General features: G+C 75.0%; 12 protein-coding genes. 2 read left to right on the forward strand and 10 right to left on the reverse strand.

Annotated elements, in window-relative coordinates; genetic code table 11:
* Positions 1-62 precede the first annotated feature (62 nt).
* Complete coding sequence (locus tag AB3388_RS26625) at positions 63-947, forward strand: SDR family oxidoreductase (protein WP_495408353.1); 885 nt, start codon at positions 63-65, stop codon at positions 945-947.
* A 54-nt stretch (positions 948-1,001) separates the two neighbouring features.
* Here the strand turns inward: AB3388_RS26625 and AB3388_RS26630 are convergent, their stop codons facing one another.
* The 6 genes from AB3388_RS26630 to AB3388_RS26655 all read right to left on the reverse strand — a co-directional run bounded on the left by AB3388_RS26630 (position 1,002) and on the right by AB3388_RS26655 (position 8,840).
* Complete coding sequence (locus AB3388_RS26630) at positions 1,002-1,913, reverse strand: SRPBCC family protein (RefSeq protein WP_495408354.1); 912 nt, start codon at positions 1,911-1,913, stop codon at positions 1,002-1,004.
* A gap of 106 nt (positions 1,914-2,019) precedes the next feature.
* Positions 2,020-2,877 (reverse strand): FAD binding domain-containing protein, encoded by an 858-nt coding sequence (locus AB3388_RS26635; protein WP_495408355.1) that lies wholly within the window; start codon positions 2,875-2,877, stop codon positions 2,020-2,022.
* A gap of 31 nt (positions 2,878-2,908) precedes the next feature.
* Positions 2,909-5,485, reverse strand: a complete 2,577-nt coding sequence (locus AB3388_RS26640; RefSeq protein ID WP_495408356.1) for a xanthine dehydrogenase family protein molybdopterin-binding subunit — start codon at positions 5,483-5,485, stop codon at positions 2,909-2,911.
* Positions 5,482-5,982 carry a (2Fe-2S)-binding protein gene (locus AB3388_RS26645; protein ID WP_495408357.1) on the reverse strand — a complete coding sequence of 167 codons (501 nt, stop codon included), beginning with the start codon at positions 5,980-5,982 and terminating at the stop codon, positions 5,482-5,484. Before AB3388_RS26645 ends, AB3388_RS26640 begins: the two co-directional genes overlap by 4 nt.
* Positions 5,983-6,225: 243 nt before the next feature.
* Positions 6,226-7,437 carry an MFS transporter gene (locus AB3388_RS26650; protein WP_495408358.1) on the reverse strand — a complete coding sequence of 404 codons (1,212 nt, stop codon included), beginning with the start codon at positions 7,435-7,437 and terminating at the stop codon, positions 6,226-6,228.
* 110 nt (positions 7,438-7,547) lie between these two features.
* Complete coding sequence (locus AB3388_RS26655; protein WP_495408359.1) at positions 7,548-8,840, reverse strand: GAF domain-containing protein; 1,293 nt, start codon at positions 8,838-8,840, stop codon at positions 7,548-7,550.
* A gap of 131 nt (positions 8,841-8,971) precedes the next feature.
* On the opposite strand from AB3388_RS26655, the gene AB3388_RS26660 reads away from it, so the two are divergent.
* Positions 8,972-9,730, forward strand: coding sequence for an SDR family oxidoreductase (locus AB3388_RS26660; RefSeq protein ID WP_495408360.1), 759 nt, complete (start codon positions 8,972-8,974; stop codon positions 9,728-9,730).
* Here the strand turns inward: AB3388_RS26660 and mftF are convergent.
* Genes mftF through AB3388_RS26680 form a run of 4 tightly spaced genes read right to left on the reverse strand, consistent with a single transcriptional unit; the run spans position 9,693 to position 13,160 of the window.
* Positions 9,693-11,159, reverse strand: a complete 1,467-nt coding sequence (mftF, locus tag AB3388_RS26665) for a mycofactocin biosynthesis glycosyltransferase MftF (RefSeq protein ID WP_495408361.1) — start codon at positions 11,157-11,159, stop codon at positions 9,693-9,695. The two genes, AB3388_RS26660 and mftF, sit on opposite strands and share 38 nt — an antisense overlap.
* Positions 11,156-11,695 (reverse strand): cysteine hydrolase family protein, encoded by a 540-nt coding sequence (locus AB3388_RS26670; RefSeq protein ID WP_495408362.1) that lies wholly within the window; start codon positions 11,693-11,695, stop codon positions 11,156-11,158. Before AB3388_RS26670 ends, mftF begins: the two co-directional genes overlap by 4 nt.
* The gene (locus tag AB3388_RS26675) at positions 11,692-12,255 is read right to left on the reverse strand and encodes a purine-cytosine permease family protein (protein WP_495408363.1); all 564 of its coding nucleotides are present in this window, start codon (positions 12,253-12,255) and stop codon (positions 11,692-11,694) included. Before AB3388_RS26675 ends, AB3388_RS26670 begins: the two co-directional genes overlap by 4 nt.
* Positions 12,222-13,160 carry a purine-cytosine permease family protein gene (locus AB3388_RS26680; RefSeq protein WP_495408364.1) on the reverse strand — a complete coding sequence of 313 codons (939 nt, stop codon included), beginning with the start codon at positions 13,158-13,160 and terminating at the stop codon, positions 12,222-12,224. Before AB3388_RS26680 ends, AB3388_RS26675 begins: the two co-directional genes overlap by 34 nt.
* Positions 13,161-13,167 lie beyond the last annotated feature (7 nt).

Genomic DNA, 13,167 nt, shown 5'->3' on the forward strand with positions numbered 1-13,167 from the left:
ATGACAGGCACTGACATGGACGGCTAGGCTGATGTCAGTCACTGACATCGAGGGAGCTCGCCATGCGCGTGTTCGTCACCGGCGCGTCCGGCTGGATCGGCTCGGCCGTCGTCCCCGAGCTTCTGGGCGCGGGGCACACCGTCGTCGGGCTGGCCCGCTCCGACACCTCCGGCGCCGCGCTCGAGGCGGCCGGCGCCGAGGTGCTGCGGGGCTCGCTCGACGATCTCGACACCCTGCGCACGGGCGCCGAGACCGCGGACGGCGTCGTCCACCTGGCCTTCATCCATGACTTCTCCGACTACGAGCGGTCGGTCGGTACGGACCTGCGGGCGGTCCAGGCGCTCGGCGAAGCCCTGGCGGGCTCGGGCAAGCCGTTCGTCAACACCGCCGGGGTCGCCGGTCTCACGCCGGGGCGGGTGGCCACCGAGCGCGACCCGGTGAGCGACGCCTCGCCGCGCGCCGCGTCCGAGCGCACCGCGCTGGACCTCGCCGGGCGGGGCGTGCGCTCGTCGGTGGTGCGGCTCGCTCCCTCGGTGCACGGCGAGGGCGACAGCGGCTTCATCGCAGCCCTGGCCGCCATCGCCCGGGACCAGGGCGTCTCGGGCTACATCGGAGACGGCGCCAACCGCTGGCCGGCCGTGCACCGCTCCGATGCCGCCCGGCTGTTCCGGCTGGCCCTGGAGCAGGCACCGGCCGGCACCGTGCTGCACGGCGCGGGCGACGAGGGCATCCCGATCCGGCAGATCGCCGAGGTGATCGGACGCAGGCTCGACCTGCCCGTCGTCCCCGTCCCGCCGGAGAACGCCGACACGCACTTCGGCTGGCTCGGCCGGTTCCTCGCGGCCGACATCCCCGCCTCGAGCGCGCTCACGCAGGAGCTGCTCGGCTGGCAACCGAGCGGCCCCGGCCTGCTCGAGGACCTCGCAGCGGGCTACTACACCCGCTGACCGCGCTTTGTCGCGAGAAAGCACGCATGCTTTCTCGCGACAAAGCGCGGGACTTCAGCCGCGGCGGCGGCGGAGGATGAGGAAGATCAGCAGCAGGAGCAGCCCGGCGCCCGCCGCCGGCTTGGCGTAGCGGGCCACCGCCGCGCCGCCGGCGACCTCGAGCAGGTCGATCGGCTCCGGCTCGCTCACCGGCCGCGGCGCGCTCGGCGTGGTCCGCGGCGCGGACGCCGGCGTGGTCGCCGCCGCGGCCGGCACGCTCGGCGCGCTGGGCGCCGCGGACGCCGGGGTGTCGGCCGCCGCCGGCGCCGCCTTCTTGGCCGGCGCGGTCTGGGCCGGGACCTCACTGGTCGCCGTCACGCGGTCGGTGGCCGCGGCCGCGGCCTTCTTCGTCGCCGCGGCGGCCTTCTTCGCCGGGCCCTCGGGCGCGGCCTGCTCGGCGGAGGCAGCGATCTCCTCCGCCGCGCCCGTCGCCGTGGCCGCCGCCTGCTGGGGGGCGGAGGGCTCGGGCGCGGCCGCCTGCGCACCCTCGCCGAGCTGCGCGGCGAGCTTGTCGGCGAACTGGCCGAGCAGCTTGTTGCCGACGTCGGTCATGACACCGCGGCCGAACTGCGCCGGCCGGCCGGTGATGTTGAGGTCGGTGAGGACGTCGACCCGGGTGGCGTCGCCCTCGGGCCTGAGGTTGGCGGTGATGACGGCGGCCGCGGTGCCGTTGCCCCGCTGGTCCTTGCCGCGAGCGTCGATGACCGCCTTGTGCGCCGCCTCGTCCTTCTCGACGAACGACGCCTTGCCCTGGTAGGTCAGGTTGATCGGGCCGAGCTTGACCTTCACCCGGCCGGTGAAGTCGTCGCCGGTGACCGAGTCGAGCGCGGCGCCGGGCATGCACGGCGCGATCCGCTCGATGTCGAGCAGCACCCGCCACGCCTCGTCGATCGGCACGGGAACGGTGAACGAGTTCTCGAGCTGCACGCGAACCTCCAACGTTGGATGCGGCTCGGCCGGTCCGCCCCAGGGGGCGGGCCGGCCGAGACGGACGGGAACGGACCGGTACGGACCGGCGCGGCTGGGGCCGACGCTACAGCCCTGCTGCCGCCGCCACCGCCCGGCGCGTGAGCACCTGGGCGAGATGCTGGCGGTAGTCGGCCTGGGCGTTGAGGTCACTGCTCGGGTCGGTCCCCTCGGCCGCGTGGCGTGCGGCCTCGGCGATCGCCTCCGCGGTGGCCGACGCGCCGGCCAGGGCCTGCTCGGCCGCGGTCGCCCGCAGCGGGGTCGGGCCCATGTTGGTCAGCCCGATCCGCGCCTCGGCGATCTGCCCGTTCTCCCGGCGGACCGCCGCGGCGACCGCCACGATCGACCAGGCCTGGGCCACCCGGTTGAACTTCTCGTAGTGCATCCCCCACTGCCCCGAGAGCTTGGGGATGCGCACCTCGACCAGCAGCTCGCCCTCCTCGAGCACCGTGGTCAGGTAGTCCACGAAGAAGTCCCGCGCCGGGACGGTCCGCCGTCCCGACGCCCCGGCGATCACGAACTCGGCGTCGAGCGCCAGCGCGACCGCCGGCAGGTCACCGGCCGGGTCGGCGTGCGCCAGCGCGCCGCCGAAGGTTCCCCGGTGGCGCACCTGCCGGTCGGCGACGGTCTCGGTCGCCTCGGCGATGAGCGGCGCGTGCTCCTTGATCAGCGGGTCGGTGAGGACGTCGGAGTGCGTCGTCATCGCGCCGATCGCGATGGCGTCGCCGTCGTCCCGGACACCGCGCAGCTCCGACACCCGGCCGAGATCGACGACGGTGGACGGCGCCGCCAGCCGCAGCCGCATGACCGGGATCAGCGACTGGCCGCCGGCGAGGATCTTGACGTCCTCGCCGCCGGAGGCGATGGCCTGCAGCGCCTCGTCGACGGTTTCCGGGCGGGCGTACTCGAACGCGGCGGGGATCATGAGCCGGCTCCCTGGGTGAGGATTCGGGGGGTCATCGGTCGCCTCCCAGCGAGGACTCCGGCGTCGAGACACCGGCGGTGGTCTCGGTCTGTGCGCCGCCGTAGGCGACGGTGCCCGCCGTGGCGCGGTCCCCGCCGTCCCCGCCCTGCTGGAGCGCCCGCCAGACGCGCTCGGGGGTGAGCGGCATGAGGATGTCCGACACCCCGAGGTGGCGGACGGCGTCCAGCGCGGCGTTGACCACGGCCGGCGTGCTGGCGATGCAGCCGGCCTCGCCCACGCCCTTGGCGCCGATCGGGTTGCCCGGCGCCTCGTGCACGGTGTTGCCCGTGTCGAAGTGCGGCAGGTCCGCGGCCGACGGGACCAGGTAGTCGACGAAGGTGCCGGTCGTGAGGTTGCCGTCGGCGTCGTAGACGGCCTCCTCGTAGAGGGCCTGGGCGATGCCCTGCGCGAGACCGCCGTGCACCTGGCCCTCGACGATCAGCGGGTTGACGATCTTCCCGACGTCGTCGACGCAGGCGTACTTGCGGATCTTCACCATCCCGGTCTCGGTGTCGACCTCCATGGCGCAGATGTGCGTGCCGTGCGGGAAGGAGAAGTTGACCGGGTCGAAGGTCGCGTCTGCGTCGATCGACGGCTCCACGCCCTCGGGGAAGTTGTGCGCCGCGAAGGTCGCCAGGGCGATCTCCTGGATCGACAGCGCCGTCCCGGGCGTGCCGCGGACGGCGAACTTCCCGTCGGTGAACTCGAGGTCGTCCTCGCTGGCCTCGAGCAGGTGCGCGGCGACCTTGCGGGCCTTGGCCACGACCTTCTGGGCCGCGTTGACCACCGCGGCGCCACCGACGACCAGCGACCGGGAGCCGTAGGTGTCCAGGCCGCGGGAGGAGATCGAGGTGTCGCCGTGCAGCACCTCGACGTCCTCGAACGGGACGCCGAGCTCGTCGGCGACCAGCTGGCTCCAGGCCGTCTCGTGGCCCTGCCCGTGCGGGGTGGAGCCGGTGACCACCTCGACCTTGCCGGTGGGCAGCATGCGGATCGAGGCGTGCTCCCACCCGCCGGCGCCGTAGGACAGCGAGCCGAGCACCCGGGAGGGCGCCAGGCCGCACATCTCGGTGAAGGTGGAGAACCCGATGCCCAGCTGCACGGGGTCGTTGGACTCGCGGCGGCGTCGCTGCTCCTCGCGCAGCTCGTCGTAGCCGATCAACTCGAGCGCCTGCTGGGTCGCCGCGTCGTAGTCGCCGCTGTCGTACTCGAGCCCGGCCACCGTGGTGAACGGGAACTCGTCGGCCTTGATCCAGTTCTTACGGCGCAGCTCCAGCGGGTCCATGCCCAGCTCGACGGCGAGCTCGTCCATGATCCGCTCGATCGCGAACGTCGCCTCGGGCCGGCCGGCGCCGCGGTAGGCGTCGGTGGGTGTCTTGTTGGTGAAGACGCCCTGGCAGTCGAACCGGTAGGCCGGGAACTTGTAGATGGCCGGGTACATGAAGGCCCCGAGCACGGGCACGCCCGGGCTGACCAGCCGCAGGTAGGCGCCCATGTCCGAGAGGATGTGGACCTTCAGGCCCTTGATGTTGCCCTCTCGGTCCGCCGCGATGTCGATGTACTGGATCTGGTCGCGGCCGTGGTGGGCGCTCATCAGCGACTCGCTGCGCGTCTCCGTCCACTTGACCGGCTTGCCCAGCCGCTTGGCCACCAGGAGGGTGATGACCTCCTCCGGCGTGACCTGCAGCTTGCCGCCGAAGCCGCCGCCGACGTCGGGGGCGATGACCCGCAGCTTGTGCTCCGGCGTGCCGGTGATCATCGCCAGCATCAGCCGCAGGATGTGCGGGACCTGGGTCGAGGACCACATCGTGTAGTTCTCGCCCTGCGGCTGGACGACCGTGGCCCGCGGCTCCATGAACGCGGGGATCAGCCGCTGCTGGACGAACCGCCGGCTCACCACGACGTCGGCGTTCGCGAACGCCTCGTCGGTGTTCTGCCCGGTGCCTGCCTCACCGGCGTCGAAGACGAAGCGGAAGCTCTCGTTGGACTCGAGGTGGTCGTGGATGAGGTCCGGTCCACCCCGCGTGGCGACCCCTCGCTCCACGTCCACCACGACCGGCAGCCGCTCGGCCTCCCGCTGGCCGGGCTCCCGGCCGAGCGCTTCCTCCATGTGCAGCACGACCGGCAGCGGGTCGTAGTCGACGTCGACGAGCTCGACGGCGTCCTGCGCCGCCGCCTTGCTGCGGGCGACGATGACCGCGACCGCCTCGCCGACGTGGTTGACCTCCTCGACGGCCAGCGAGGGATGCCCCGGGTTGACCATGTCGGGGGTCACCGGCCAGGCGCAGGGGATCGAGCCCTGCTCCTCGGCGAAGTCGCGGCCGGTGAAGACGGCGATGACGTTGGGTGCCGAGCGGGCGGCCTCCACGTCGACGGCGCGGAGCTTGGCGTGCGCGACGGGGCTGCGGACGATCGCCAGGTGCAGCATGCCGGGCAGCACCAGGTTGTCGGTCCACTGCGTCCGGCCGGTGATCAGCCGGGCGTCCTCCTTGCGCCGGCGGGCCTGGCCGACCTCGCGCGCCGGGGCCTCGGGGGCGGCGGTGTCCGGGCGGTCCTCGGTGACGGTCATGCCTGGGCTCCCGTCGTCTCGGGCGTGGCGCTCCCGCTCATCTCGCGCGCGGCCTGCTGCACGGCGCGGACGATGTTCTGGTAGCCGGTGCAGCGGCATAGGTTGCCCTCGATGCCCTCGCGCACCTCGTCGTCGGTGGGGTTCGGGTTGTCCTTCACCAGGTCGATGGAGGCCATGATCATCCCCGGGGTGCAGAAGCCGCACTGCAGCCCGTGCATCTCGTGGAAGGCCCGCTGCATCGGGTGGAGGGTGCCGTTCTGCGCGATGCCCTCGATGGTGGTGACCTCGCAGCCGTCGGCCTGCACGGCCAGCACGGTGCAGCTCTTCACGGCCTCGCCGTCGAGGTGGACGGTGCAGGCGCCGCAGTTGCTGGTGTCGCAGCCGACCACGGTCCCGACCTTGCCGACCTGCTCGCGCAGGTAGTGGACGAGCAGGGTCCGGGGCTCGACGTCGTCCGTGTACGACGCGCCGTCGACCCGCACGTTTATCTGTGTCACGAATCCTCCGCTCGGATCAGAGGGCGATGTGTCCCCGGTCGTGCCGGGGCCCCGAGCGGAGTCTTACTCGCCAGGAGTGACTTAGGCCACGCTTAGCTGCGCGGACGACGGCCTGCCGCCGCCATCGCCGGCCGGCCACGGAAGACCAGTTCCGCACCTGCGGAGCCTTGGCCAGGGAGCACCGGCGGATGCGGAACCCGGCAACGTTGCAGCCTCGTTGCAGCGCGGCTCGCGCCGGGAGGGTCAGCCCGCCGCGGCGTAGGCCTCTTCCGGCTGCTGCACCGCCGCGGTCGCCCGCAGCGTGCGGCGGCGCAGGACCGCGGAGACCACCAGCGGCAGCAGGCCCGCGACGGCCAGCCCGGCACCCACCACGCTCGGCGCCCGGTAACCGAAGCCCGCGGCGATCACCACGCCCCCGAGCCAGGCTCCGAGCGCGTTGGCCATGTTCAGCGCCGAGTGGTTGAGCGCGGCGCCGAGCATCTGCGCCTCGCCGGCGGTCTCCATCAGCCGCAGCTGCAGGCAGATGGCCAGGGTCGATGCGGCGACCGAGACGAGGAAGACCCCGACGAACAGCGCGGGCGGCCAGGTCGAGGTCAGCGCGACCGCGGCCAGCAGCACCCCGAGGACGACGATGCTGCCGACCAGCGACCGGAACAGGGCAAGGTCGGCCAGTCGGCCGCCGAGCGCCGTCCCGGCGAGACCGCCGACCCCGTAGGCGAGCAGCACCCACGGGACGTCGCCGCGGGCGAGGCCGGCGACGTCCGTCGCGACCGGCGCGATGTAGCTGTAGAGGGCGAACATGCCGCCGAACCCGACGATCCCGACGAGCAGGGTGAGCAGGAGCTGAGGACGGCGCAGCGCCTCCAGCTCGCCGCGGACGGTCGCGTCGGGCCGGCCCGGCGAGTGCGGCACGACGGCGAGGACGGCGGCCATGGTGAGGGCGGCCAGGACGACGACCAGCCAGTAGGCGGCTCGCCAGCCGACCTGCTGCCCGAGCCACGTGGCGAGCGGGACCCCGGCGACCATCGCGACGGACAGGCCGAGCAGCACCGAGCTGACCGCGCGGCCACGCAGCCGCGGGGACACCAGCGAGGCGGCGACCAGGGAGGCGACGCCGAAGTAGGCGCCGTGCGGCAGCCCGCTGACGAAGCGGGCCAGGGAGAGCGTGCCGAACCCCGGCGCGAGCGCGCTGGCCGCGTTGCCGACGAGGAAGGCGGCCATCAGGCCGACGAGCAGAGCCCGGCGCGGCAACCGTGCCGACAGCGCGGCGATCACCGGGGCGCCGACGACCACCCCGAGCGCGTAGAAGCTGACGATGTGCCCGGCGGACGGGATGCTCACCCCGACGCCCTGGGCGATGTCGGGCAGCACGCCCATCGTGACGAACTCGGTGGTGCCGATGGCGAAGCCACCGACGGCCAGCGCGGCGATCGCGACGACGGTCCGGATGGTCACTCGGGATGGGGCGGACGTCGGCTCGGAACTCACGTAGCAGTGGCAAGGCGCCGCCCGCCGACCGGCATTCCCGGGTGTGACCAGGCTTTCGGTACAGAAGCCCGCGGGAGTCAGCGGGGGGCGCGGCGCAGGCGGAGCAGGTTCGCGGCGGCCTGGGCCCGCCGCGGCGAACTGACCGGCAGCAGGTCGAGGCAGGCCTGCCAGACGACGACGTCGTCCCGGGTTTCGGGCAGCGTGCTGTAGCGCAGCAGCAGCTCGGGACGGCGGCTGCGCAGCACGTGGTGCCGCAGCAGCGCCGCCAGCCGCTCGCGCGCGGCGGCCACCCCCGGCGCGTGCGACGCGGGCAGCACCGCGCCCGGGTACCGCTCCAGCGCCGCGCCGACCGAGCCGCGGCCGAGCAGCCGGCGGACCCGGTCGAGGTCGGTCTCCAGCGGGCCGCAGAGCCGGTAGGGCCGCGAGCCGACCAGCCGGGGGCCGACCAGGCGGCGCAGCCGGGACAGCTCGGCGCGGACGGTGACCGCCGCCGTCCCGCCCGCGTGGCACTCGGCGGCGAGCTGCTCGGCGGTCCGCCCCTCCCCGGCGGCCGCGGCCTCGGCCAGCAGGAGCAGCAGCTCGGAGTGGCGGAGGGAGAGCGCGATCCGCCCGGTGGGCAGGGTGAGCCGGGCGCGGTCCCGGCCGAGGACGTCGAGCTGCGGAACGGCGCGCGCGGCCGGGGGGCGGGCGGCCGGCTCGCGGTGCAGCAGCCGCAGCTCCGACTCCACGGCGGCCACGGTGGCGCGCACGAGGGTGAGCATGTGCGGGCTGGCCACGTGGTCGCCGCCGGTGACGTCGATGGCGCCGAGCAGGGCGCCGGAGATCGGGTCGTGCACCGGCGCCGCCGAGCAGCTCCACGGCTGCACCGGCCGGCGGTAGTGCTCGCTGCCGAAGATCTGCACCGCGTGGTCCACCGCGAGCGCCGTCCCCGGGGCGTTGGTGCCGGCGACGTCCTCGGCCCACCGCGCGCCCTCGACGAAGTGCATGCCGGCCGCCCGGGACCGCAGCCCGGCGTCGCCCTCCACCCACAGCATCCGGCCTGCGGCGTCGGTCACCGCGACGATCATGCGGTCGGCCTCGGCGTCCTCGACCAGCAGCCGGCGGATCACCGGCATGACCGGGGCCAGGGGATGCGCCTCCCGGTAGGCCAGCAGGTCGCCGTCCAGCAGCTCCACCGGCGGCGCGCCGCCGTCGGGGTCGACGCCGCTGCCGAGGCTGCGCCGCCAGGAGTCGACGACCACGGTGCGGACGGCGCCGGGCGCGGGCGGGGCCCCGGTCACGAAGTTCTCGTGCGCAGCCCGCAGCCGCCGGGTCAGCCCGGGGCTGGGCCGGCCCAGGGGCAGGGCCAGCCAGGGGTTCGTCGTCGTCATCGACCCGCCACGCTGCGAGACCGGAAGCACATGTCGCGCCCATCGTGACCGCTGACCAGCGTTTCCACCAGCGCCCACCCGAAGCCGGACCGGTCCGTCCCAGCGGGCCGCGGATCGGGCAGCATGGCTGCGTGGCCGACCGCGGAGGACCGATCACGCTGATCACCGGGGCGGGGCGCGGCATCGGCGCGGCGACGGCGCTGCACCTCGCCGGGCTCGGGCACGACGTCGCGATCGGGTACGTCCGGGACGCCGGCGCCGCCGAGCGCACCGCCGCGAGGGCCGCCGAGCGGGGGGTCCGCGCGGTCGCCGTCCGGGCCGACGTCACCGACGAGCGCGAGGTGGACGGGCTGTTCGACGCCGTCGCCGAGCGGCTCGGGCCACCCACCGGCCTGGTGAACAACGCCGGCGCCACGCTGCACCTCGGGGACCTCGCGGACACCCCGGTCGACGTCGTCCGCCGCGTGCTCGACCTCAACCTGGTCGCGGTGCTGCTGTGCTGCCGGCGCGCGGCGCAGGTGATGTCCACCCGGCGCGGGGGCGCCGGCGGGGCGATCGTCAACGTCTCCTCCTCCGCGGCCACGCTCGGCTCGCCGCACGAGTACGTGCACTACGCCGCGGCCAAGGCCGGCGTCGACGCGCTGACCGTCGGGCTGGCCAAGGAGCTCGCGGACGACGGCATCCGCGTCAACGCCGTCGCCCCCGGCCTCGTGCGCACGGGGATCCACGCGGACGCCGGCGACCCGGGCCGGCCCGACCGCGTGGCCGCGCGCATCCCGATGGGCCGGCCGGGCGAGGCCGACGAGGTCGCACCGGCCGTCGGCTGGCTGCTCGGCGCGGAGGCGTCCTACATCAGCGGCGCGGTGCTCCGGGTCGCCGGCGGCCTCTGACGGCCTCGAACGTGGGCGGCGCAGCCGGCAGCAGCGCCCGCGGGTCGCGGGCCCGCAGCGCTCCGGCCCACAGCCCGGCCCCGTAGGCGAGGTCCTCCAGCCGCCGGGCGGTGGCGAAGCGCAGCGGCCCGACCGCGCGCCGGTGCGGCCACCAGGCGACGGCGGCGTCGCCCACGGCCGCGGCCACCACCAGCCGGCGCGCCCGGCGGGAGACCACGGCGGCCGCGAGCGCCAGCGGCCAGTGGTGGCGGGTGACCGCCCGGGCCAGCGTCGTCCCCGCCGTCGCCGTGCCGCGCAGCACCAGGCCCGCGGCGAAGAGGACGGGCGGCGCCTCCCCCGGCCGGCACAAGCGGCGGGCCAGCCGGGCCGAGGCCACACCCAGGACGGCGGCCGCCGGCAGCAGCCCCCGCCGGCCGGACAGCAGCAGCCCCCAGGCGACCGCCGACCACGGGGAGATGACCAGCGGCGCGACCGCGCGGCCGTGCCGGGCGGCCAGCGGCGCCGCCCCGGTGCCGTAGAACGCGCGGCGGCGCAGCCACGCCCCGGCCGCGGACGGGTGGTCGTGCGCCACCTCGGCCGCCGGCTCGTAGCGCACCCGCCAGCCGGCGCCGGTCAGCCGCCACACGAGGTCGACGTCCTCGGCCACCTGCATCGACTCGTCGAAGCCGGCCCCGAGCGCCGTGCGGCGGACGAGCAGGGCGGCGCTGGGCACGTAGGAGACGGCCGACAGCGGCCGGACGGGGGCGGCGCGGTCGCCCATGTCGAGCGCGCTGACCGCCGACTCGTACGGCGTGAGCCAGGTCGGGCGCTCCGGCGGCAGCCCGACGATGCGCGGGGCGGCCAGCGCCAGCCGCGGGTCGGCCAGGTGCGGGGCCAGCGCGTCGAGCCAGCCCGGCCGCGGCACGCAGTCGGAGTCGACGAAGGCCACCGTGGCGGTCGCGGCCGCCCGCAGGCCGGCGTTGCGGGCGGCGGCCGGTCCGCGTGCGGGGGCCTGGCGCAGCACGTCGGCGGCGCGCGCCGCGGCCACGGTCGCCACCGCGCCGGGATCGGTCGAGCCGTCGTCGACGACCAGGACGGGGACGCCGGCGGTGGACGGATCGGCGCGCAGGGCGGCCAGCAGCCGGGCGAGGGACGCCGTCCGGTCCCGGACCGGGATCACGACCGTGACGTCGTCGGGGGCCCGCGCACCGAGGTCGGGGACGGCCATCCCGGCGTCGAGCAGCCGGGCGGCCAGGACGGCGCTCGTCGCGTCCCGGACGACGAGCCGGTCACCGGACAGCAGCGCCAGGGCCCGCGGCGCAAGGCGCAGCAGCCGCAGCGGCGAGCCGCCGAGCAGCGCGGCGCCGCCGTCCCGCCGCTGCACCGCCGGGTCCAGCCGGACGGCGAACCCGTCGGGCAGCCGGTCCTCCGGCGGCGCGCCGACGCTCATCGGGCGGCGAGCACCTCGTCGGTCGTCGTCAGCTCGACCAGCGGGGCGTACAGGGACATCACCCGCAGCGCCCGGTCGTGGTCGGCGTCGCTGGAGCCGGCGCAGGCGTCGGTGACCACCCGCACCGGCACGCCGGCGTCCGCGGCCGGCAGCACGGTCGAGATCACGCAGCAGTCGGTGGCGACGCCGGCGACCGTGAGCGGGCCGCTGCCGACGATCTCGGCGAGGTCGGGGCCCCACTTGCCGAACGTGGTCACGTCGAGCACCTCGGCCGCGCCCGGGTCCTCGACCAGCTCGTACAGCGGCGCGTCCGGCGGCTGGAGCGCGAACGGAAAGGTGTCGTAGTACTCGCGCCAGGCGCCGACCGGCTGCGCCGGGGCCACGAACCGGGTGAAGACGACGCAGCCGTCGAAGGCGCCGGCCAGCCGGCGGATCCGCGGCCGCACCTCCTCGAACCGCGGCGTCGTCCACGGCGAACCGGGGTCGGCGAACACCCGCTGCAGGTCGACGACGACCAGCCAGCCCGGCGGCGTCATGCGGCCGCTTCCTGCGCCCGCACCGCCGACCGGCGCAGCGCCAGCGTGCCGAGCAGCCCGACCAGGAAGGCGGCGAGGACGCCGAGGTTGGCGAACGCCCAGGAACCGTCCTTGCCGCCGAGACCGAGCGGGCCGAGCAGGTAGCCCTGCCAGTCCAGCCAGCCGGCGAAGGTGTTGGTGACCAGCCCCCAGCCCAGCACGGTGCCGATCACCAGGAGCAGCAGCGGGACCGGCTGCACGCTGCCGTAGCGGCCGCGGGGGTCGAACAGCTCGGGCTCGGCGTACGGGCGGCGGCGCAGCGCCAGGTCGGCCAGGAAGATGCCGCACCAGGCCGCGATCGGGACGCCGAGGGTGATCAGGAAGCCCTGGAACGGCCCGATGAAGCTGTCGGCGACGAAGACGACGAAGACCGTGCCGATCACCATCAGCGTGCCGTCGATCGTGGCCGCGACCGGGCGCGGCACCCGCAGCCCGGCGGCCAGCAGCGACAGGCCGGACGAGTAGATGTCCAGCAGCGCGCCACCGATCAGGCCGAGGACGACGACCACGATGAACGGCACGAGGAACCAGGTGGGCAGGAGCGTGCCGAGGGCGCCGATCGGGTCCAGCCCGATCTGCGCGGACAGGTCGGGATCCGAGCCGGCGAGCAGCCGGCCAGCAGCAGCAGGACCGGCGCGAGCGCGCCGCCGAACGTCGTCCAGCCGACGACCCCGCGGGTGGAGGCGGTCCGCGGCAGGTAGCGGGAGTAGTCGGCGGCCGCGTTGACCCAGCCGAACCCGTAGCCGGTCATGGCCAGGATCAGCGCGCCGACCACCGCCGCCGTCGACCCGGCCGGGAGCGAGGACACCGCCGACCAGTCCACGTGGTCGGCCACCAACACGAGGTAGACCACGGTCAGGACGCCGGTCACCCAGGTGATCACCGTCTGCATCCGCATGATCGCGTCGAAGCCGAGCACGCCGCCAGCCACCACCAGCGCGGCGACGACCAGCAGGGCGACCACCTTGGTCGCCGTCCCGCCGCTCCAGCCGAGCTGGTCGAACACCTGCGCGGTGGCCAGCGTCGCGAGCGACACCAGCGCGGTCTCCCAGCCGACGGTGAGCACCCAGGACAGCACGCTGGGGACCCGGTTGCCGTTCACCCCGAACGCCGCCCGGCTCAGCACGAGCGTCGGGGCCGAGCCCCGCTTGCCCGCGATCGCGACGAAGCCGCAGAGCAGGAACGAGACGACGATGCCGACGACGCCGGCGATCAGCGCCTGCCAGAAGGAGATGCCGAAGCCGAGCAGGAACGAGCCGTAGGCCAGGCCGAAGACGCTGACGTTGGCGCCGAACCACGGCCAGAACAGCTGGCGCGGGGTGCCCTTGCGCTCGTCCTCGGCGATGACGTTGATGCCGTTGGTCTCGACGGCGACGCGCGGTGTCGGCGCCTCGGAGACCAGCTCGTGCGTCGGCTGCTGCGTCATGCTGCGG

This window comes from Geodermatophilus sp. SMS 5-13, assembly GCF_059428245.1.

Bases quoted from the DNA above. Each gene is read 5' to 3' on its own strand.
- mftF (WP_495408361.1), bottom strand. From the start codon at position 11,159: ATGAGCGTCGGCGCGCCGCCGGAGGACCGGCTGCCCGACGGGTTCGCC.
- AB3388_RS26670 (WP_495408362.1), bottom strand. From the start codon at position 11,695: ATGACGCCGCCGGGCTGGCTGGTCGTCGTCGACCTGCAGCGGGTGTTC.
- AB3388_RS26640 (WP_495408356.1), bottom strand. From the start codon at position 5,485: ATGACCGTCACCGAGGACCGCCCGGACACCGCCGCCCCCGAGGCCCCG.
- AB3388_RS26625 (WP_495408353.1), top strand. From the start codon at position 63: ATGCGCGTGTTCGTCACCGGCGCGTCCGGCTGGATCGGCTCGGCCGTC.
- AB3388_RS26680 (WP_495408364.1), bottom strand. From the start codon at position 13,160: ATGACGCAGCAGCCGACGCACGAGCTGGTCTCCGAGGCGCCGACACCG.
- AB3388_RS26635 (WP_495408355.1), bottom strand. From the start codon at position 2,877: ATGATCCCCGCCGCGTTCGAGTACGCCCGCCCGGAAACCGTCGACGAG.
- AB3388_RS26655 (WP_495408359.1), bottom strand. From the start codon at position 8,840: ATGACGACGACGAACCCCTGGCTGGCCCTGCCCCTGGGCCGGCCCAGC.